Below are 20911 nucleotides of genomic sequence, written 5' to 3'. Positions count from 1 at the left end.
CACGCATGCGGCTTGAAGTATGACGAGTATAAGTTATACCGTTTCCAACCGGGCGTAGGCCGCCACCAGCCACTTGATGCCTTCGCCCGGAAACGCAATTTGCAAGCGGCTATGTTCGCCGCTGCCTTCCAGATTGACGATGGTGCCTTCACCAAACTTGGGATGGCGTACCCGCTGGCCAAGCTTGTAGCCGGTGTCGTTTTCACTGATTGGCGTGCCCATGCGGCGATGATTCACCGGCCGCGATACGCTGGCGCGCAGCCGCACTTCTTCCACACAGTCTTCCGGCAGTTCGCCGATAAAACGCGAAGGCCGGTGATAAACTTCTTTGCCGTACAAACGACGCGTTTCGGCATAGGTCAGCGTCAGTTTCTGCATGGCTCGCGTCAGGCCAACGTAGGCCAGCCGGCGCTCTTCCTCCAATCGCCCGCCTTCGTCCAGCGACATCTGGCTCGGGAACATCCCCTCTTCCATCCCGACGATAAACACCAGCGGAAACTCCAGCCCCTTGGCGGAGTGCAGGGTCATCAGTTGCACCGCATCCTGATAAGCATCTGCCTGCCCCTCGCCCGCCTCCAGCGCGGCATGTGACAGAAACGCCTGCAGCGGCATCAGATCCTGATCTTCATCCTGATAGCTGTACTGCCGCGTCGCCGTCACCAGTTCCTCAAGGTTTTCGATACGCGCCTGGCCTTTTTCACCCTTTTCCTGCTCATACATGATGAACAGCCCCGAGTCACGGATCACCCGGTCAGTCTGCACATGCAGCGGCATGTCGGCAGTTTCGTGCGCCAGGGAATCCACCAATTCGGTAAAACGTTGCAGTGCGGACGCCGCACGCCCGGCCAGCACTTTGTCCTGCAACAGCGCACGGGTGGCTTGCCACAGCGTCAATTGGCGATCGCGCGCCGTACGGCGCACTTCATCCAGCGTTCGGTCGCCAATGCCGCGCGTCGGGGTATTGACTACGCGCTCAAACGCCGCGTCGTCGTTACGGTTGGCGATCAGCCGCAAATAGGCCAGCGCATCCTTGATTTCCTGACGTTCGAAGAAGCGCTGCCCGCCATAAATGCGATACGGCATGGCGGTTTGCAACAGCGCCTCTTCCAGCACGCGCGACTGGGCGTTGCTGCGATAGAGTATTGCGCAATCATTCAGCGCACCGCCGTTTTCCTGCCAGGTCTTGATGCGGCCGACGACAAAACGCGCCTCGTCGAGTTCATTGAACGCACAGTAGATGGAGATAGGTTCGCCTTCGGCCCCCTCGGTCCACAGGTTTTTACCCATGCGCCCGCCGTTGTTGGCGATCAGGGTATTGGCGGCCTTCAGGATATTGCTGGTCGAACGGTAGTTCTGTTCCAGACGGACGGTTTGCGCGCCGGGGAAATCCTTCAGGAAACGCTGGATGTTTTCCACCTGAGCGCCGCGCCAGCCGTAAATGGACTGGTCGTCGTCACCCACGATCATCACGTTGCTGTTATTGCCGGACAGCAGGCGGATCCAGGCGTACTGGATGCTGTTGGTATCCTGGAACTCGTCCACCAATACGTTGGTGAAGCGCTCGCGGTAGTGATTGAGGATATGCGGCTTGTTCAGCCACAGCTCGTGGGCGCGCAGCAGCAGTTCGGCAAAATCCACCAGCCCGGCACGGTCGCAGGCTTCCTGATAGGCCTGATAGATACGCAACCAGGTCGCTTCCACCGGGTTGTTATAGGTTTCAACGTGCTGCGGGCGCAAGCCTTCGTCTTTTTTGCCGTTGATGTACCACATCGCCTGACGCGGCGGCCATTGTTTTTCGTCGATATTCAGCGCTTTGACGATGCGCTTCAGCAGGCGAAACTGGTCGTCGCTGTCGAGGATCTGGAAATCCTGCGGCAGATTGGCGTCCATATGGTGGGCGCGCAGCAGCCGGTGAGCCAGGCCGTGGAAAGTACCGATCCACATGCCGCCCTGACTGGTGCCAATCAGGTGTTCGATACGGTGGCGCATCTCCGCCGCCGCTTTGTTGGTGAACGTCACCGCCATAATCGAATACGGCGAGCAGTTCTCTACCGACAGCAGCCAGGCGATGCGATGTACCAGCACCCGGGTTTTACCGCTGCCCGCGCCGGCCAGCACCAACAGGTTGCAGCGTGGCGCCGCCACGGCTTCGCGTTGTTTTTCATTCAGGCTGTCGAGCAGATCGGAAACGTCCATAGGCACCATTAATTGGTAAGGGAAATCGCGCCTGAGACGCGTTTTCCACTGGGAATTTATACAGAGTTCTGGCAGGGATTATAACAATGCTGTCAGCGATGCCAACTGCGAAATCTCAATATGTGGCAGCAGGCGGCTGTCCGCGACCTGCATCAGGTTACGCTGGCGGTCGTTGATCCAGCAGGCCTGCAGGCCTGAACGCAGCGCCCCGGCGACGTCGGTGGTCAAATCATCGCCAACGTGCAGCATGCGCTCGGCGGGAACCCCTAACCGTTCCGCGGCCAACCGGTACATGTCCTGATAGGGTTTGGCGCGGCCATCCGGCCCGGAACGCAGCACAAACTGGAAGTAACCGTCCAACCCGCACTGCGCCGGATCGGCATTCCCGTTGGTGATCGCCACCAGCGGGAAACGCGCTCCCAGCGCTTTCAACGTAGCGTGAGTCGTCTCCGGCACCTCGATGCGGCTGCGCCACAGCGCAAAGTTCTGCATCGCCGCATCGGCGCCGAGGGCGGCCTCGGCATCCCGCAGCCCCTGGCGGCTCAGCGCCAGATGAATGGCGCGCCAGCGCCACTGGGTGACGTCGTGATAAATCTCCGGATCCTGCTCGCGCAGCTCCTGGCGCAGGCGGTGAAAATCCGCCGACTGAAAGCGATTCAGCCCAGGATGATAATTCTGCAGAAAGGCGACCGACTGCAGCTCGGTCTGCCTGATCACCGGGCGGTTGTCGTACAGCGTGTCGTCCAGATCGAAGGTCAGCGCCGCCAGCGGGCGCAGCGGGCGATAAAAATGCATCAGGATTTCCCCCGTTTGGCGCGCGGATGCGCAGCATCGTACACGTTCGCCAGATGTTGAAAGTCGAGGTGGGTATAGATTTGAGTGGTGGTGAGATTGGCGTGGCCGAGCAGTTCCTGCACTGCACGCAGATCGCCGCTCGACTCCAGCATATGGGTCGCAAACGAGTGGCGCAGCTTGTGCGGATGAATATGGCTGTTAACGCCCTGCTTGACGCCCCACTCGGCAAAACGCTTTTGCACGTTGCGGGTCGAGATACGTTTACCCTGATTGGACAGGAACATCGCGTCGTCTGTCGGGCCGAACAGATCACGCATCGCCAACCAGTGTTCCAGCCAGGTAACGGCGGTGCGGCCCACCGGCAGCTTGCGTTCTTTGCTGCCCTTGCCCAGCACCCAAATTTCGCCGGCAGCCAGATCGACATGGCGGCAATCCAGCCCCACCAGCTCCGAAAGGCGCAGCCCAGCGCCGTACATTACCTCCAGCATGGCGCGATCGCGCACCGCCAGCGGATCGTTAAGATCGATATTCAACAGCTGGTTTATTTCATCGACATCGATATTTTTCGGTAGATGACGACCGCTGCGCGGCGTTCGGATGCCTTTGGCGGGATTGGCGATCAACGCACCCTGGCTGACCTGCCAGTCGAGAAAGCTGCGCAGCGCCGACAAGCGCAGCGCAAGGCTGGAAGATTGCAGGCCCGCGCGTTTGCTGCGCGCCGCCAGCATGCGGACTTGAGCGGCGGAAAGCATAGGCCATTCGGTCACGCCCATCTCCTGCGCCAGCACCATCAGCGCCTGCAGTTGGCGTGAATAGCTGAGCTGAGTGAGCGGGCTGAGCTGACGCTCAACCTTCAGATAGCGCAGGAAAGCGTCCACCGGCTGTTGCAGGCTGGCCGCTACCGGGGTCATGCTCGTTCTATCCAGCGTTCCAGCAGTTCAGGCAGCATGCGCGCCAGCTGATTGAGCATCACGGTACCCATGCCCTGCTGATAGTGTTGCGTATCGCGGCTGCTGAAAATCACCATGCCCAGTTCGCCATCTTCGCCCAACATCGACAGCGCGACCGAGCCGACCAGCTTGGCCTGCGGCAGCAGCAGCAGCAGCTCGGGACCATTCAGGCTGCCGAGAAAATGCTGTTGATCACCCAGACGCTGAATCCGCAGCGGTTCAAACGACGAACGCGTCAGGGCAAGATGGGTGAAGTCGGAAGGTGCACCGATCTTCCAGCTTTCGGAAAACAGGCGGATATTAGCGCCGGCCAAACCGAAGCCACGCGCCCAGCGCTGCAAGCGATTGAGCATATCCTGCAGGCTGCCGGCGGTGGCCAGATTGGCCTGCAGATGCAGCAAGCTGGCAAACAGCGTTTCGTTGGCGCTGGCCTGCTCCATCAATAGGGTGATCTCTTCTTCGAGCCGACCAATATGGTTGCGCTGGCGGGCCAAATGCCACTCGACCAGCGACACGGTCCCGCGGACGGGATGGGGGACGCGCATCTGTTCAACCAAACGCGCGTTGCGGATAAAGAAATCCGGGTTTTGCAGCAAAAACTGCATTACGGCGTCGTCATCAAGCTCAATGCCTGCGACAGCCTGGTCCTCAACACTCTTCATAGATGAATAAATCCGTCATATACATGGGTTGCCGGACCGGTCATAAACAGCGGATTGCCTGGCCCTTTCCAGCGAATATGCAGGCTGCCGCCCGGCAGTTCTACGTGCACCTCTTCTGACAGCAATTCCTGTTGAATCCCCACGGCCACTGCCGCACAGGCTCCGCTGCCGCAGGCCTGCGTTTCACCGGCACCGCGCTCATAGACCCGCAGCTTGATATGTTCACGACTGACGATTTGCATAAAACCGATATTGGCCCGTTCCGGGAAGCGCTCGTGCCCTTCCAGCACCGGCCCAAGCAGCTCTACCTTGGCGGTTTTTACATCATCCACCTGTAAAACACAATGTGGATTACCCATCGACACCACGCCGCACAGCACGGTATGTTCCGCCGCACGCATGATGTAGGTCCTTTCCTCTTTGGTGGCGCGAAACGGCACCGCCTGAGGATCAAAATTCGGTTCGCCCATATTCACGCACACCAGATCGTCGTCGGTGACGCTGAGCACCATGCGCCCGGTTTGGGTGCTGACGCGGATGTCGCGTTTGTTGGTCAGCCCTTTCAGCCGCACGAAACGGGCGAAACAGCGGGCGCCATTACCGCACTGCGCCACTTCACTGCCGTCGGCGTTGAAAATGCGGTAGTGGAAATCAAGTTCCGGATCGTAAGGCGGTTCTACCACCAGCATCTGGTCAAAGCCAACGCCCAAGTGCCGATCGGCCAATCGGCGGATCAGTTCAGGTGAAAAATAGACATTCTGTGTAACGGCATCGACCACCATAAAGTCGTTGCCCAGACCGTGCATTTTGGAGAACTGCATATCATACTCCGCTATCTGGACGCGCTATCCGTCTTGGGTTTGCGGCGACGCCCCGCCACCGCAAAACAGGTGTTACTGGTCGCTCATCGACGGTTTTTGCTGAGAGACAGAGGTTTCCTGCTGATTTTTCTGTACCTGATCGCCGGTTTGAACCTGAGTGGCAGGTTTCTTAGTACCCTGTTCGTCCGAAGGGAAATACAGCGGGCCTTTCAGACCGCAGCCAGTGAGCCCGGCAAGCAGAACTGCCATCAGCGCATAGCGTAGTTGTTTTTTCATTTGCATTAATGCCTGTAATTCATGCGTCCAAGATCTCTATAATCGCAGGTGGATCATGAAAAGCAATAGGAATTGATTATGAACGACAGTGAGTTTCACCAGTTGGCTGACCAACTGATGCTTAATATCGAAGAGACACTGGACGATTTTGACGGCGATGCGGACATCGATTACGAAACTAACGGCGGCGTAATGACGTTGAGCTTCGAAAATGGCACCAAAATTGTGATCAACCGGCAGGAACCGCTGCATCAGGTGTGGCTGGCAACCAAAACCGGCGGCTATCACTTTAACTACCGAGACGGTGCCTGGTTCTGCGATCGCAGCGATCGCGGGTTCTACCCATTGCTTAGCGAAGCGGCCAGCGCACAGGCCGGCGAAGACGTGCATTTTGCCTGATAAGCGGCTGATTCCGTAGGGCTTGCCCTACGGAATCAATGCAACTGAAATTGCTGCTTCAGCGGCTGAGCGGCACCATCGGCCAGGGTAACGCACAGGCTCGACAGGACATTGCTGCGGAACGGGATCACCTGAGTGCGGCCATCCAGCTGTACTATCTGGTAAAACTGCGGCAGGTTGAAGTTGATAAAACTGGAACCGTAAGTGAAGCGATCGTGCGAAGAGGAGTAGAAACGACTGACGTCGCGCACCAGTTCCTCTTTACTGCCTTCACAATGGTGATAAACCTCAACCCGGTTAGATTCATCCAAAATATAGATGTTAAAGCCTTTATCGTCCGACGTGTCTTCGAAGAAGAACTGAATGATCCCCTCACTGGCGAAACCATCCACTACCGGCGGCAAGTGCACCTGATCGGTTTCCACTTTGATCGACAGACCGTGCAATTTGTTGTTGGAAATGGCGCCGTAGAATTCCACCGCGTTCTCCAGCTTTTGCACCGACACGCTCAGGCGCTCAAAGAACAGGCCCCAGGTCTGGCCGGCGACGCGCACCGCTTTGAAACGGCCCGGCTCCAGGCGGGTGCTGGACAGGCGCAACTCTATGCATTCCGACACCAGTTGCTGAATGCGTGTGCGGATAAGGCCGCGCAAATGCTGGCTGTAGCAGAACACTTCCACCGATTCCGGTGGCGCGGCGTCCTGATGCATTTTACCGAGAATGGTTTTCAGCGCTTCCAGCACCGATTGCTCACCGCTGAAATGCAGGGTTCGCACTTCATTCCATGAGTTGCGGTACAAGAGATCGATACTGCCTACCAGGCACTGCTGCTGCTGGCCGAAACTGAACACGTCGAGCTTGCGGAAATCGAAATGCACCACCTGATTGCGGAAGGCGGCGGTCGGATCGTTTTCCAGATTGACGATAATCGCCAAATGGCGGATTTCACACGGGCTGTACAAGGCTTTTGGCGTCGGGGCCGCCAGGCGCAGCGGAAAATGGTGCGACACATCCGCCACCAGTTCCTGCAGTTTGGCCGTGTCGCACAGGTTGCCGCTCTTGATGTGCAGGCGGGTCTGCGGTGTCAGCAGACCGTTGAAATAGGCCCAGGCTACCAGCTTGTTCAGGTAGCGGTTATATTCCAGCGGTTGATGGCTGACGATGGAATCCATCGCCGGTGCCTGATTGTACAGATACCAACCGGTGCGGTTGGCGCGGCCAATCGGCACATGAATAAAGGTTAAGTCGTTTTCCGACAGGTCCGGTGAGATCTGCGGGTTGACCAGCGTGACCTTGCCGGGCAGAGCTTCAAACGCCGCATACAGTTTGCGGGTGAGCACACCGATATCCTGCGGGCTGGCACTGACGCTGAGGTTGTTGCGGCGCGCGAAGCGGATCAGGTTGCGATAGCTCTGCATCATCGCATCCAGCAGTTCGTTGTGCGCTTCACGTACCCGTTCGATCTTCCAGTTGGCGCGGTTATCCAGGATAGCCAGGCGCTCTTCGTCCCAGCCCCATTCGCTGACCAACTGGCTAAGGATTTCGCGGCGCCAACCGACGCAAGCATTAGCGCGCGACAGTTTTTCACAGACTTTCAGATAGAAACAGCGGCGGACGAGATCGAGGCGGGTGGTATCGTTGATTTGGTTCAGATAATGCGTGACGCGTTCGAGCATCATGCAGTAGGAGTCGAGACCGAAACAGACGATTTCGCCTTCATGCAGGCGATGTTTAATGTCCATCGCCAACAGTTGGGTATTCGGGTATTCCCAGGAATAGGCTTCCAGCAGCAAGGTTTTCAGCACCGCCTTGTAAGGCGAATCGATGCTCTTGTACAACTGCCACAGGCTGGCGCCAAAATACTCCTCCGCCGACAGCGTGCTCAGGCCACCGAGATCCAGCCATTCGTTCGGCGTCAACGCGCCTTGCGAATACAGCGACAGCACATACTCATCGTAATGCGCTTCTTCTTCGCCCGGCACCATGTTCCACAAAATACGTTTGCCGGCCAGGCGCACCGCGGTGCGGTAAAACTCATCCAGCAACAGGATATGTTGGGTGGATCCGCAGTTTTCGCCACCCAGGCTGCCGCTCTCGTTATGGCGGAAGCGGTTTTCATCGATCAGGAAGAAGCTGACTTCTACGCCCATCGACGCCGACCATTTTTCCAGCAGACTGCATTTTTCCTGCAGACGGCTACGCTCTTCGTTATCCAGCCAGGACTGATGGCACACCCAGATGTCGAGATCCGAGCTGCAGCTTTGGCCGATCGACGACGTGCTGCCCATCGAGTAAACGCCGGTAATCGGCAGCTCACCGCTGGCCAGCTTGTCAAACGGGCTGCCCCATTTGTCTTCTAAATCGTTAAGGTAGTCTTGCTGGGTTTCATCCGGCGTGTAGAGGCAAACGCCGTGGGGAACGTTACCGTTCAGATAGCCCGGCATCAGTGGGTGATGGTGGTGCAGTAAGGTAGGCAGCAGACTGTATACCCGTTGAAACGCGGGCTTCATGGCCGCTAGGGCGCGATCGACTCGTAATTGATTGATCGCATCCAGTCTCTGCTTCAGTGTCTCGATGTAGAGGTACAAGACGTCTCGCCTGATTATCCCGGTGTTTAGAAAAAACCCGTATTCCATAAGCGCCGTTTGTATTGGAAGAATATTTGGCAACTTATTGTCGGAAACGTGATCAATTTAACACCTTGCTGATTGACCGTAAAGGAGGTAACGCTCCACTATTATTGTAGCGCTTCTCTAAACGATTTACCCGCAGTGTTAACTGCCCCAAAACACATCACACGTCCCGTTGATTCCGTTGTCCTTTCTCCGCCTGTGGCTTCTTGCACTGACAGTTTTCACTCTCAGTGGTAGGATGGATGGCGAATTATAAAAACGGTAACAAGCATGTTAGACAAAATTATTCGAATTGCCACCCGACAAAGCCCACTCGCTCTCTGGCAAGCACATTATGTGCAACAGCGTCTGATGGCCAGCCACCCCGGCCTGCAGGTTGAACTGGTGCCAATGGTCACAAAGGGCGACATTATTCTGGATACGCCGCTGGCGAAGGTCGGCGGTAAAGGCCTGTTTGTTAAAGAACTTGAGTTGGCGCTGCTGGAAGGCCGCGCCGATATCGCCGTCCATTCGATGAAAGACGTCCCGATAGATTTCCCCGACGGCCTGGGCCTGGTGACCATTTGCGAGCGTGACGATCCGCGCGACGCATTTGTTTCCAATCGTTTCGCCTCGTTCGATCAGTTGCCGCAGGGCAGCGTGGTGGGCACCTCAAGCCTGCGCCGTCAGTGCCAGTTGCGCGAACGCCGGCCGGATTTGATCGTGCGCGATTTGCGCGGCAATGTCGGCACTCGCTTGGCCAAACTGGATAACGGCGATTACGACGCCATTATTCTGGCGGTCGCCGGGTTGAAACGCCTTGGGCTGGAGCAACGTATCCGCAGCCCATTGAGTCCCGAAGAGTGTCTGCCGGCAGTCGGTCAGGGCGCGGTGGGCATCGAATGCCGCCTCGACGATGACGCTACCCGCGCGCTGCTCGCGCCGCTCAATCACACCGCAACCGATATCCGCGTACGCGCTGAACGGGCGATGAATACGCGGCTGGAAGGCGGTTGTCAGGTGCCGATCGGCAGCTATGCCGAACTGGAAGGCGATAGCCTGTGGCTGAGAGCCTTGGTCGGCTCACCGGACGGCAGCCAGATGGTGCGCGGCGAACGTCGCGGCCCGTCGGCCCTAGCCGAGCAAATGGGCGTTGAGCTGGCGGAAGAACTGCTGGCACGAGGCGCACGGGATATTCTGCACGACGTATATCAGGGAAATCCCCCGGCATGACGATTCTGGTAACCCGCCCCTCTCCTTTTGGAGAACAACTGGTGAGCCGCCTGCGCGCACTCGGCCGGGTTGCCTATCATGCCCCGTTGATCGATTTCGCCCCTGGCCGCGATCTGCCCAAACTGCCGCAGGCATTGCAGCAACTTAATGACGGCGATCTGGTGTTTGTCGTGTCGCAGCATTCGGTGAATTACGCCAACTCGGTCATTGGCCGCGCCGGGCTGACATGGCCGGCTCGGTTGTCCTATTATGCTATTGGCCGTGCAACCGGGCTGGCGATGCACCGCATCAGCAGCCTGCCGGTGGAGTACCCGCGCGAACAGGAGATCAGTGAAACGCTGCTGCTGCTGCCGGCATTGCAGAAGCTGGACGGCAAGCAAGCGCTGATACTGCGCGGCAACGGCGGACGCGAGTTGCTTGGCAACCAGTTGAGCGAGCGTGGCGCCAACGTCAGCTATTATGAATGTTATCAACGCAGCCCGGTGCACTATGATGGCAGTGAGCAAAGCGCCCACTGGCAGCGCGCCGGTGTTGATACGCTGGTCGTCACCAGCGGTGAAATGTTACAACAGCTCTATACTTTAGTTCCTGATTACTATCGTTCTTCGTGGCTGTTGCGTTGCCGCCTGATAGTAGTGAGCGAACGTCTGGCTACCCTTGCCCAGGAATTGGGCTGGAGCACGATTCGGGTAGCTGATAAAGCCGATAATGACGCGCTAATCCGCGCGCTACAATAAACCTGACTATGGGATGAGCCACTATGACGGAACAAAATACCCCATCCGCCCCGGTTGAAGAACCAACCCCGGCGGTTGAGATCTCCCAGCAGCCAGATGCTGACCGCCGCAAAGGGAAAAATACCGGTCCGGTACTCGGCGCGATCGCCATCGTGCTGGTTATCGCTCTGGGTGCGGGCGGTTATTACCACACACATCAGCAGGCACAACGGCTTATCGCCGCCAATCAAGCTTTGCAGCAGCAGCTTGACGGGCTGAAACAGAGCCAGCAGCAAGAAAGAAACGCGCTGGAAGGTCTGTTGCAGCAACAGGGCAAATCGCTGGACGCCGCCGACCGCGAGCAAGCCACTCTGGCCCGGCAGCTTAACGAACTGCAGGAAAAGGTCGCGACCATCTCCGGCAGCGATGCCAAAACCTGGCTGCTGGCGCAAGCCGACTTCCTGGTGAAAATGGCCGGGCGCAAGCTGTGGAGCGATCAGGACGTGACCAGTGCGGCGACGCTGTTGAAAAGCGCCGACGCCAGCCTGGCTGACATGAACGACCCGAGCCTGCTCGAGGTACGTCGCGCCATCACCGAAGACATCAGCACCTTGTCCACCCTGACCCAGGTCGATTTCGACGGTATCATTCTCAAAACCAATCAGCTGTCCAACCAGGTCGACAACCTGCGCCTGGCGGATAACGACAGCGATGAAGCGCCAATGGATCAGGACAGCAGCGAGCTTTCCAGTTCGATTGGCGAATGGCGGCAGAACCTGAGCAAAAGCTGGCACAACTTTATGGCCGACTTTATTACCGTTCGCCGCCGCGATGCCAGCGCCGAACCGCTGCTGGCGCCGAATCAGGACATCTACCTGCGCGAAAATATCCGTTCGCGCCTGCTGGTAGCGGCGCAGGCGATCCCACGTCATCAGAATGAGACATACAAACAGTCGCTGGAAACCATCTCCACCTGGGTACGCGCCTACTTCGATACCACCGATCCGGCCACCAAAGCTTTTCTGGAAGAGTTGGATAGCCTGAGCCAGCAGTCGATCTCCATGGACGTGCCGGATCAGCTGAAAAGCCAGCCGTTGCTGGAAAAACTGATGCAGACCCGGGTACGCAATCTGCTGACCCAGTCCCCTGCCGCTCACCAGGAGGGATAAGCCATGTTACGCGTGCTATTTCTGTTCCTGGTACTGATCGCAAGCGTGGTAGTCGGCCCGATGCTGGCCGGCCATCAGGGCTATGTGCTGATCCAGACCGACAACTACAATGTCGAAACCAGCGTCACCGGCCTGGTGATCATGGCTGTCCTGTTCTTTGTCGTGCTGCTGGTGATCGAATGGATCCTGCGCCGCCTCTTCCGCACTGGCGCCCGCACCCGCGGCTGGTTCCTTGGCCGCAAACGCAGCCGGGCACGCAAACAAACCAAAGCCGCGCTGATCAAACTGGCTGAAGGGGATTACAAGCAGGTTGAAAAACTGCTGACGCGCAATGCCGACCACGCCGAACAGCCGGTAGTGAACTATCTGCTGGCTGCCGAAGCCGCACAGCAACGCGGTGATGCTTTCCGCACCAATCAGTATCTGGAGCGCGCAGCCGAGGCCGCCGATACCGATCAGTTGCCGGTGGATATCACGCGCGTGCGCATTCAACTGGCGCAGGGGGAAAACCATGCCGCGCGTCACGGCGTCGATCGTCTGCTGAACCAGGCACCACGCCATCCGGAGGTCTTGCGTCTGGCAGAGCAGGCTTATCTGCGCACCGGTGCTTTTGCCTCGCTGCTGGAAATTCTGCCGTCGATGGGCAAAATCAATTTGCACACCGAAGATGAACTGCAAGCGCTGCAACAACAGGCTTATATCGGCCTGATGAACCAGGCGATGGCAGACGAGGGCAGCGATGGCCTGAAGCGCTGGTGGAAAGATCAGAGCCGTAAAACCCGCCATGAAGTCCCGCTGCAAATTGCGATGATAGAACACCTGATCGAATGCAATGACCACGAAATGGCGCAAGAAATCGTGCTCGACAGCCTGAAGCGTCAGTATGACGAACGTCTGGTGTTGTTGATCCCCCGTCTGAAGTCCGGCAATCCGGAACAGCTGGAAAAAGCGCTGCGTCAGCAGGTCAAACAGCATGGCGCCACGCCGTTGCTGAACAGTACGCTCGGTCAGCTGTTGATGAAACACGGTGAATGGCAGCAGGCCGCCGACGCATTCCGGGAAGCGCTGAAACAGCGTCCGGATGCCTACGACTACGCCTGGTTGGCTGATGTGCTGGATAAGTTGCACCGTTCGGACGAAGCCGCTCAAATGCGGCGTGAAGGGCTGATGCTGACGCTGAAGCATAACGGCGAGTAACGCCGGCAATGTATGGTCCTCAAGGCGCGCCCTCTGGTCGCGCCTTTTTTATGCTCTTTATTCTCTGACCGGGCCAAACAAATGCAGCCAACACAGACACGGCTTCAAGTATGGCAATTATATATACCCAAAATAATTGAAGCTGTATCAAGGCGGCAAGTTTGTAAATCCCCAGAAGCTTACTCAGGTAAGTGACTGGGGTGCACAAACGCAGCCAACACAGATACAACTTCAAGTATGAAGGGGATAGGCAAAAAAAAACACTTGCCGCGGTGGCAAGTGTATAAAAAAGCAATCAGGTCTAGGACAACAGGGGCGGTGCCTCACTCAACGTTATGCCCGGAGTGTGATGTCAGCAGTTGCAAACAACGCTGTCATCGTTCTGGTGGACAATAGGCACCCTAAATCGGCTCTGCATCATTCCCAGGGTTTATGAAGCCTAAGGCGAACATAAGAGGTGGAATGAGCATCTACAGAATAGATATTGCACATGGCGTGCCAATTTTAGGCAGACGCTCGCCAAATTTCACACAAAAATCACTATTCCATTGAATTACAAAACATTTAATTATTTTCATGCCGATAGCGCTGTGCGTTCTCCTGCGCCATTCTCTTGGTCTGCTGCAGCTAACTCTGTCGCCTTAAAACGACGACTTAAGCCAAAGTGATTTTTATCAAATAAAATCATAACGTTATATGTCTCAACCTGACGACAATGCATGATACCCATGTCGCTGAAACCCAACGATGAGCCAAAAACCGCAGACAAGAAGGACAAGGACAAGGCTAAAGAAAATAAAAAGTACGGATTACAGAAAGCGAAAAGCCCGTTCATTGCTGAACGGGCTTTTCTGAAAGTGGTCGGCGAGAGAGGATTACGCGCATCTGCGATGCTTGCCCTGCGGGCCGTTGCCAAAGCAACGTGGTCTCGCTTACGCTCGGCTCAAACCTCCTTCGGAGGTTCTCATCCTCATAAACTACAGACGAAAAAAAACCTGCTTGAAAAGCAGGTTTCTTAAATGTGGTCGGCGAGAGAGGATTCGAACCTCCGACCCACTGGTCCCAAACCAGTTGCGCTACCAAGCTGCGCTACTCGCCGATTTCTTGTTGCAGATACTACTGAATTTTATCGCTTATGTCTATGTAAATATTAAATTTATCAGACATTTTGTGTGGTGCGAAGAGAGGGACTTGAACCCTCACGTCCGTAAGAACACTAACACCTGAAGCTAGCGCGTCTACCAATTCCGCCACCTTCGCACAGTCACAAAACAGCTTACAATTCTTCACTTCTCTTAGGAAGTGGGGTGGCTAATGGGACTCGAACCCACGACAACTGGAATCACAATCCAGGGCTCTACCAACTGAGCTATAGCCACCATTACTTCTTAACTTCACGCGGTAATACTACCACCGCAGCTCTTGCACACAAACTTAATGGTGCGCCCGACAGGATTCGAACCTGAGACCTCTGCCTCCGGAGGGCAGCGCTCTATCCAGCTGAGCTACGGGCGCGTAGCGCCGTTGCGGGAGGGGATACTACGGATTTAACCCAATCCTGTCTAGTGCTTTTTCGAAGAAATGTTGCGTTTGATTACGCTTTGCTCACTCCCACGCCGGAAAGCGCTATCCGTAGCCCCTTTTCACCGGTTATTGCTGCGTTTCTGCCCGTTTTTCAGCCGGATGATGTTTCTTGTGCATGCCGAAAACAAAGTAGCACAGGCTAACACCCGCCAAGAAAATCGCCCCCACCAGCAGAGAAATGCGCGTATCGGGGTTAATTCCCATGCCAATCAGTACGCAGACCAGGAAAGCGATGGTCAGATAGTTCACATACGGGAACATCACCGACTTGAAACTGTGGGTTTTGATCGCTTCTTTATGGGCGCGACGGAAATACAGCTGGCTAATCAACACCACAAACCACGGCACCATACCGGGCAGCACACTGGCGCTGTAGACATAGACAAACACCTGCTGCGGATTCGGAATGAGGTAGTTCAGCCCGGAGCCGATCAGCAGGCAGACGATGGTCACGGCAATGCAGTTCACCGGCACGCCGCTGGCGGACAGCTTGGTCAACCAAACCGGCAGTTGGCGGTTCTTGGCCAGGGCGTACAGCATGCGGCCACCGCTGTACATACCGCTGTTGCAGCCGGAGAGTGCCGCGGTCAGCACCACGAAGTTAATGATACCGGCGGCGGCGACAATACCGATTTTGGCGAAGGTCAGCACGAACGGGCTGCCGCTGGTGCCAATACCGTTCCACGGGAAAATAGTGACGATGACAAAGATGGCGCCGACATAGAAGATCAGAATGCGCCACAGGATATTGTTAATCGCGCGTTTCAGCGTGACCTGCGGGTTCTTGGCCTCACCGGCGGTAATGCCGACCAGTTCAACCCCCTGATAAGACGCCACAACGATACACAGCGCAAACAGGAAGCCCTTCCAACCACCGGCAAAGAAGCCGCCGTGTTGCGTAAGATTGGCGAAACCGATCGGCTCGCCGCCGTTGCCAAAGCCAAAGAAGATCACCCCCAGACCCACCAGAATCATCACGATGATGGTGGTCACCTTAATCATGGCAAACCAGAACTCCAGTTCACCGTAAAGACGCACCGCCGCCATGTTGGCCAAAGCGACCATCGCCACGGCGATCAGTGCCGGCACCCACTGCGGGATTTCCGGGAACCAGAACTGGACATAAACCCCAATGGCGGTGATTTCGGAGATGCCCACGGCAATCCACATAAACCAATAGCCCCAGGCGGTGAGATAGCCAAAATACGGCCCCATGTATTTATGCGCATAAACGGCGAAAGAACCCGCTACCGGCTCGAGGAACAGCATCTCGCCCATCGAACGCATAATAAAGAACACGAACAATCCGGCGATGATATAGGCCAACAATACCGACGGCCCCGCCCATTTCAGCGTGCTGGCCGACCCCATAAACAGGCCGACGCCAATGGTGCCACCCAGAGCAATCAGCTCAATATGCCGGGCCTCGAGCCCCCGGTGCAGTCCTTGCGGTTTTTCTTTGTGTGCCATAGATCCTCAATGATGTTTTTTTGATTGTGTTTGCGTGCCGGCCGCTGCCGGTCGTTATTGTTTTTAATTAAAATAGAGTAAATCATCCCCCGCCGCTTTGGCTGACATCAATGTATGTTCGGGGCGATCTTACGGCGAGAAAAACGTCGTTCAGCGCTGCCGCTCCGGGCGCCAGCGGCTGGGGATAATTTCCGGGCGGTATCGTTTCGCATTTTGCCGCTATAAGCAAACCGCAACTTAAAACTTTATGGAATAAATGAGGAAGGGCTTAGGGGCTGAGGTTATAGAAGTGCTGCCTAATGCGTCATAAAGCCGTTTTTTTGAACCAGTGAATACGCCAGGGCAGCACAATGCACCCCGACGTAGTTATCACATCTTGCCGCGGTAGTAGTAACCCACAAATTTCAGCAGTTTCAGCTGGCGGCCAATCCGGCTGGGTTGGCTGAGCAGCCGGTAAAGCCACTCCAGGCCAAGATTCTGCCACACCTTTGGCGCACGCTTCACGTGACCGGTGAATACGTCGTAGGTCCCGCCTACGCCCATATACAATGCTTGCGGGTGCACCTTGCGGCAGTCGCGCATCAGGATTTCCTGTTTCGGCGATCCCATGGCAACCGTCACTATGGCGGCGCCGCTGGCGCGGATGCGTTCAAACAGCGCATCGCGCTGTTCAGGCTTGAAGTAACCATCCTGACTGCCGACCAGGTTCACATTCCACTGGCTGCGCAACTTCTGCTCGGTTTCCGCCAGTACCGCAGGTTGGCCACCAATCAGGAACACCGGCGTCCCTTCTCGGCCGGCACGCTGCATCAGCGCTTCCCACAGATCGGCTCCCGCCACGCGCGACACGTCAGCGCCCGGATATTTGCGGCGGATTGATCGTACCATGCTGATACCGTCGGCATATTTGTATTCCGCTTCGTCCAGCAGTGCATGCAACGCGGTATCTTCCTCCGCCTTCAGTATCTTTTCTGCGTTCATTGCCACCAGCGTGCCCTGTTTTACCTGACCACCGTCAAACAGAAAATCCATGCATTGCGCCATATCGCGAAATCCCCAAAGGCTGAAACCGCGCAGCTCGTACTTGGGAACCCTAATCGTTGCTTCCATCGTTATTCTTATCCTTACAGAAGACCGTTGACGCGCGGGGAGGATGCCGGTGAAGCCGGCCTGCGTGAACGCAACACCCGTGCTTTAATCAAACCGGCAGTGTCGAACAGCCAGTACAGCAATTTCGCCATCAACAAACAGACGCCAAAAATAAGGCAGAAGAACACCACCCGCGAGACAAACGAATCCACGCCTTCCCTCGCCAAGACGATAATATTGAACACCGCCCCAAAACAGAAACTCTGCAATATGGCTGCCTTATAGCGGTTAGGCTCGCTTTTACCCATTTCGTACAGCCAGTCGAACCATTTGATGATCATGCCAACCAACACGGCGCCAACAGGGATGAACAACGCGCCGCCCATCACCACCAGCGACCCGATCAGCGTCGGTGAGATCGCCAGGCCGGAATGGTTATCCAAGACTTCCCAGGTGAAATAGTTGGCGGTATTCAGCACCGTATCCGGGCGGCCCGGCCATAGCCAAGCCGGAATGAACACATAGAAGTCACGCACTATCGGTGCCAGCCCCTGGAAGTCGATTTTGTCGTAGTTTTGCAGCAACAACGCCAGGTTTTCCCATGGCGAGAAAGTGTCTCGCGTCAGGTAAAGGAAGGTGTAAAACGCTTCAGAACCGCTGACGTCCAGGCTGTAACGCTTTAACGCCAGCCAGAACATGCCGACGATGCCGAACACGCCGGCGGCCACCAACATCCACAGCGAAATCCAGCCGCGCACGATGCCGATAAACAAAAACAGCGAGAAAGCAATGATGATATTGGCGCGGGTACCGCCGACAATCACGTAGGTCAGGATACCGAAGGCCACCGTTGCTGCCAGGAAGAAGAACCAGGCGCGCAGATCCTGTTTCAGGAAATACACCACCAGCATTGCCGGAATAAAGAAATAGAAGAACCGCTTGAGCGCTACGCCGGATACGTCGCTGGAGAAAATCTGGCTATAAGAGTTGAGCTTGAACAACAGAAAACCGTTTTGCATGAAGAAAATGCCAACGGTGCCGATGGCCACCAGCGCCAGCAGTATCCAGGTCAGGTTGGTTTCCACCCGATTCATGGTAAATACCGGTTTACGCGGTCGCTCGCTGGGCTTACGCAGCCGGGTTTTATAACTGACGTAATAAATCGCGTAAAACGCGGTAGCGGAGAGAATGGCGTACAGCAGGAACTCGACCGGCACCACCACAACGTCGAACTGAAACACCAACAGACACGTCAGCGGAAAGCCGAAGAAAAACGTCAGCAAATACAGCAGGGAAAAGAACACATTGAAGTTAAAGCGGATGCGCCGAAACTCCTGATAGGTCAGAGTAAGGATAAACAGCACGCCGACCAGATAGACGGCAAACAATCCGCCAAATTGCGCCAACGTCATGAGCCTTCCCCCGCACCCAGCGCCAATGCCTGTTGCCAGCCATCAATATAGTTTGGATTAAAGAAAGCGATCGCCTGTTTATCTACCGATGCCAGTTGGCGCTGCGCCTCGCGCACCACCGCTTCATCCAGCGAATCACCGTAGAATAACACCGGCAGATGCTGCTCCGCCAAATCCTGCCAGAAAGGGTTCTGCCGGCTGAGCACAAACGGCACACCGAACTGAATCAGCAAACACAGGGTACCGATACCCTGCTGGCGGTTAAAAATAAAGTAGCCGAGATCGCACTCACGTAAAATGTTCAAATAATCGTCGAACGCCACCTGCTGCGTCAGCAACTGCAGGTTCTTGTCGCCGAACAACTGCAGCCCGGCGGTACGCACCTGCTCAATGTAGGCGTCGTTGTTGGTCGGATAACCCATCGGCAGGATCACGCGCACGTCCGCACCGAACTGCTGGTGAATCGCCTTCAGCGCTTCAACGTGGCGGTTGGTACGATCGCCGGAATTCCCGACCAAAATGGTCATTGGCCCGGCCAGGCTTTTCTCTACGCTAATGCCGGTCAGCGCCGGATCCATTCGCGTTGGAAAATACAACAGCGAGGCCGGCACGCGCGCATGGCGCTGCTGGTAATGGATCACGTCGCCGCGGGTAGCAAATACATGCGCCACCCGCCCCTGTGCGATGCGGCGCAGTAAATAGAACAGACGAAATTTCCAATGGGTGGCATCCTCATACAAATCCGCGCCCCAGATATGCCAGCTCACCTGGCGAGCTTTGATTTTACCGCTCAGCAACGCCAGCCACAGTGCGGGATTAAACTGCCCATGCAGGAAGAAACGCTGATTACGATCGGCCTGAGCGCGAGAAATGACCGCCGCCGCCAGGCTTTTCTTATCCGGGAAAGCCTCAATGCTCAGCTCGGGAAAATCGCCCAGCGCCGCTACGTCTCTGGCCGCCACCATAAAATGGCGCGTCTGTTCGGGCGGCAGGCGCTTCGCCAACACGTCGTTGAAGAAACGCAACACCGTCTGATTGTGATGCGGGATATCAGATCCCAATACGTGAATCAGTATGGTCATACTCGTCTACGATAAAGAAGAAATACGCAGCTACAGAGCGCGAAATACACGATGTAGGTTGCCATATAGGCCTGTGCCGCACCCAATGCGCCGTGCAGCGGTATCAGCCAGTGCGAAAACAGCGTCAGCAGCGCAAACTGGCTGACTTCCGTCAGGATGTAAAAGCGCAGCGACGCCTTGGCGATAACCAGGTAGCCAAAGACATAAGCGCCCACCTTAAGTACATCCCCCACCAGTTGCCAGGCGAACAAATCGCGCATGGCGACGAACTTGTCCGTGAACAGCAACCAGATGGCGAAATCGCGCAGCAGCCAAACGGTGAAACTCGCTGCCGCCACGGCGGGCAGCACGAACTTCAGCGAGCGCACAATCTCTTGCGAGATGGCGCTTTTGTCCTTCAGGCGCGACAGCGTCGGCAGCAGATAGACGGTAAACGAAGCGGTGATAAACTGCAGATAAGCGTCGGAAATGCTGCTGACGCCCTGCCAAATCCCCACCTCATCCCAACTGTAATGGCTGGCCAGCAGGTTACGCATCATCACATAGGCCACCGGCAGCGTCACTGAGGTCATCAGCGCCATAAGGGTGAACTTGCCGAGATGACTGGCCAGCGCCTTGTCCCAGGCCAGCGCCAGATAACGCAGCGGCAAGGTCTTGCGCCGCCACAGTATGAAGCCGGCGGGTAATACCACCAATGCCGGCACCAACGCCAACCCCGCAAGCGCGCCTTCATAACCACCCAGCTTAAAGCACAGGTAATACGCCACCACGCCAATCAGGCTGCCGCCAATCACCGCCAACGCGTTGCCCATCGCATCGCGGTAACCTTTCAGCACCGCCATAAACAGGTTGGCGTAGGCAATACCCATCTGAATAAAGGCCACCGCTCGCACCACGTTCACATAGTCGGCGTGGCCGAACAGCGCAATGCTGATGGGCACGGCTGCAAATAAAAACACCAGCGCCAACAGCGTCGAGAAGCCCAGCACGATAGTCGACGCCGTGCCGACCGCCAGCCGCAACCGCTGTGGATCCTGATGATACTCGGCGACGTATTTAGTGATGCCGTTAAAAATACCGGCTCCGGACAGCACGCCCAGCACGGTGATCAGTTGGCGGAAGTTACCCGCCTGCCCAACGCCGCTGGGGCCAAACGCCACCGCCAGCAACTTCACCACCAATAACCCCACGCCAATTTTGATCAGCGTGGAGCCGGCGGTCCAAATCGATGCTTTTGCCAACGACATA

The 20911-nt window shown here is 56.4% G+C and carries 17 protein-coding genes, 4 tRNA genes and 1 other RNA gene; 5 read left to right on the top strand and 17 right to left on the bottom strand.

Annotated elements, in window-relative coordinates:
* Positions 1-33: 33 nt before the first annotated feature.
* The 6 genes from uvrD to lptM form a co-directional block, all read right to left on the bottom strand.
* On the bottom strand, positions 34-2196 hold the full coding sequence (gene uvrD, locus V2S86_RS22245; RefSeq protein ID WP_330764168.1) for a DNA helicase II: 2163 nt from the start codon (positions 2194-2196) through the stop codon (positions 34-36).
* A gap of 78 nt (positions 2197-2274) precedes the next feature.
* Positions 2275-2991 (bottom strand): 5-amino-6-(5-phospho-D-ribitylamino)uracil phosphatase YigB, encoded by a 717-nt coding sequence (gene yigB / locus V2S86_RS22240; RefSeq protein WP_330764167.1) that lies wholly within the window; start codon positions 2989-2991, stop codon positions 2275-2277.
* A complete protein-coding gene (xerC, locus tag V2S86_RS22235) occupies positions 2991-3902 on the bottom strand; it encodes a tyrosine recombinase XerC (protein ID WP_330764166.1) in 912 nt (303 codons plus the stop codon). Before xerC ends, yigB begins: the two co-directional genes overlap by 1 nt.
* Positions 3899-4603, bottom strand: a complete 705-nt coding sequence (locus V2S86_RS22230; RefSeq protein ID WP_311994930.1) for a DUF484 domain-containing protein — start codon at positions 4601-4603, stop codon at positions 3899-3901. Before V2S86_RS22230 ends, xerC begins: the two co-directional genes overlap by 4 nt.
* The gene (gene dapF, locus V2S86_RS22225) at positions 4600-5424 is read right to left on the bottom strand and encodes a diaminopimelate epimerase (protein ID WP_004950915.1); all 825 of its coding nucleotides are present in this window, start codon (positions 5422-5424) and stop codon (positions 4600-4602) included. Before dapF ends, V2S86_RS22230 begins: the two co-directional genes overlap by 4 nt.
* A gap of 72 nt (positions 5425-5496) precedes the next feature.
* Positions 5497-5700 carry an LPS translocon maturation chaperone LptM gene (lptM, locus tag V2S86_RS22220; protein ID WP_330764165.1) on the bottom strand — a complete coding sequence of 68 codons (204 nt, stop codon included), beginning with the start codon at positions 5698-5700 and terminating at the stop codon, positions 5497-5499.
* A gap of 78 nt (positions 5701-5778) precedes the next feature.
* On the opposite strand from lptM, the gene cyaY reads away from it, so the two are divergent.
* Entirely contained in the window at positions 5779-6099 is a 321-nt protein-coding gene (cyaY, locus tag V2S86_RS22215) for an iron donor protein CyaY (protein ID WP_006318320.1), read from the top strand.
* A gap of 35 nt (positions 6100-6134) precedes the next feature.
* Here cyaY and V2S86_RS22210 read toward each other — a convergent pair whose 3' ends face one another.
* Positions 6135-8687, bottom strand: coding sequence for a class I adenylate cyclase (locus V2S86_RS22210; protein ID WP_063202470.1), 2553 nt, complete (start codon positions 8685-8687; stop codon positions 6135-6137).
* A 315-nt stretch (positions 8688-9002) separates the two neighbouring features.
* Between V2S86_RS22210 and hemC the strand changes: the two genes are divergently transcribed.
* The 4 genes from hemC to hemY are packed head-to-tail and all read left to right on the top strand — an operon-like array spanning position 9003 to position 13026.
* Entirely contained in the window at positions 9003-9944 is a 942-nt protein-coding gene (hemC, locus tag V2S86_RS22205; protein ID WP_330764164.1) for a hydroxymethylbilane synthase, read from the top strand.
* Positions 9941-10681, top strand: a complete 741-nt coding sequence (hemD, locus tag V2S86_RS22200) for a uroporphyrinogen-III synthase (RefSeq protein WP_330764163.1) — start codon at positions 9941-9943, stop codon at positions 10679-10681. Before hemC ends, hemD begins: the two co-directional genes overlap by 4 nt.
* 23 nt (positions 10682-10704) lie before the next feature.
* Positions 10705-11829, top strand: a complete 1125-nt coding sequence (gene hemX / locus V2S86_RS22195) for a uroporphyrinogen-III C-methyltransferase (protein ID WP_330764162.1) — start codon at positions 10705-10707, stop codon at positions 11827-11829.
* A gap of 3 nt (positions 11830-11832) precedes the next feature.
* A complete protein-coding gene (hemY, locus tag V2S86_RS22190; RefSeq protein ID WP_330764161.1) occupies positions 11833-13026 on the top strand; it encodes a protoheme IX biogenesis protein HemY in 1194 nt (397 codons plus the stop codon).
* Between the two features lie 858 nt (positions 13027-13884).
* Here hemY and V2S86_RS22185 read toward each other — a convergent pair.
* The 10 genes from V2S86_RS22185 to wzxE form a co-directional block, all read right to left on the bottom strand.
* Positions 13885-14014: non-coding RNA, RtT sRNA (locus V2S86_RS22185), on the bottom strand.
* 34 nt (positions 14015-14048) lie between these two features.
* A tRNA-Pro gene (locus V2S86_RS22180) sits at positions 14049-14125 on the bottom strand.
* Positions 14126-14199: 74 nt separating this feature from the next.
* A tRNA-Leu gene (locus V2S86_RS22175) sits at positions 14200-14286 on the bottom strand.
* Between the two features lie 43 nt (positions 14287-14329).
* Positions 14330-14405, bottom strand: a tRNA-His gene (locus V2S86_RS22170).
* Positions 14406-14464: 59 nt separating this feature from the next.
* A tRNA-Arg gene (locus tag V2S86_RS22165) sits at positions 14465-14541 on the bottom strand.
* A gap of 135 nt (positions 14542-14676) precedes the next feature.
* Positions 14677-16080, bottom strand: a complete 1404-nt coding sequence (gene thrP, locus V2S86_RS22160) for a bifunctional threonine/serine APC transporter ThrP (protein WP_330764160.1) — start codon at positions 16078-16080, stop codon at positions 14677-14679.
* 369 nt (positions 16081-16449) lie between these two features.
* On the bottom strand, positions 16450-17190 hold the full coding sequence (gene wecG / locus V2S86_RS22155) for a lipopolysaccharide N-acetylmannosaminouronosyltransferase (protein WP_330764159.1): 741 nt from the start codon (positions 17188-17190) through the stop codon (positions 16450-16452).
* 14 nt (positions 17191-17204) lie between these two features.
* Positions 17205-18581 carry an ECA oligosaccharide polymerase gene (wzyE, locus tag V2S86_RS22150; RefSeq protein WP_330764158.1) on the bottom strand — a complete coding sequence of 459 codons (1377 nt, stop codon included), beginning with the start codon at positions 18579-18581 and terminating at the stop codon, positions 17205-17207.
* Positions 18578-19663, bottom strand: a complete 1086-nt coding sequence (locus V2S86_RS22145; protein ID WP_330764157.1) for a TDP-N-acetylfucosamine:lipid II N-acetylfucosaminyltransferase — start codon at positions 19661-19663, stop codon at positions 18578-18580. Before V2S86_RS22145 ends, wzyE begins: the two co-directional genes overlap by 4 nt.
* Positions 19660-20910 (bottom strand): lipid III flippase WzxE, encoded by a 1251-nt coding sequence (gene wzxE / locus V2S86_RS22140; RefSeq protein ID WP_330764156.1) that lies wholly within the window; start codon positions 20908-20910, stop codon positions 19660-19662. Before wzxE ends, V2S86_RS22145 begins: the two co-directional genes overlap by 4 nt.
* Position 20911: the final 1 nt, after the last annotated feature.

This window comes from Serratia sp. C2(1) (genome assembly GCF_036352655.1).
Taxonomy (GTDB): Bacteria; Pseudomonadota; Gammaproteobacteria; order Enterobacterales; family Enterobacteriaceae; genus Serratia; species Serratia inhibens.
This window is presented reverse-complemented; position numbering and strand designations above follow the sequence as displayed.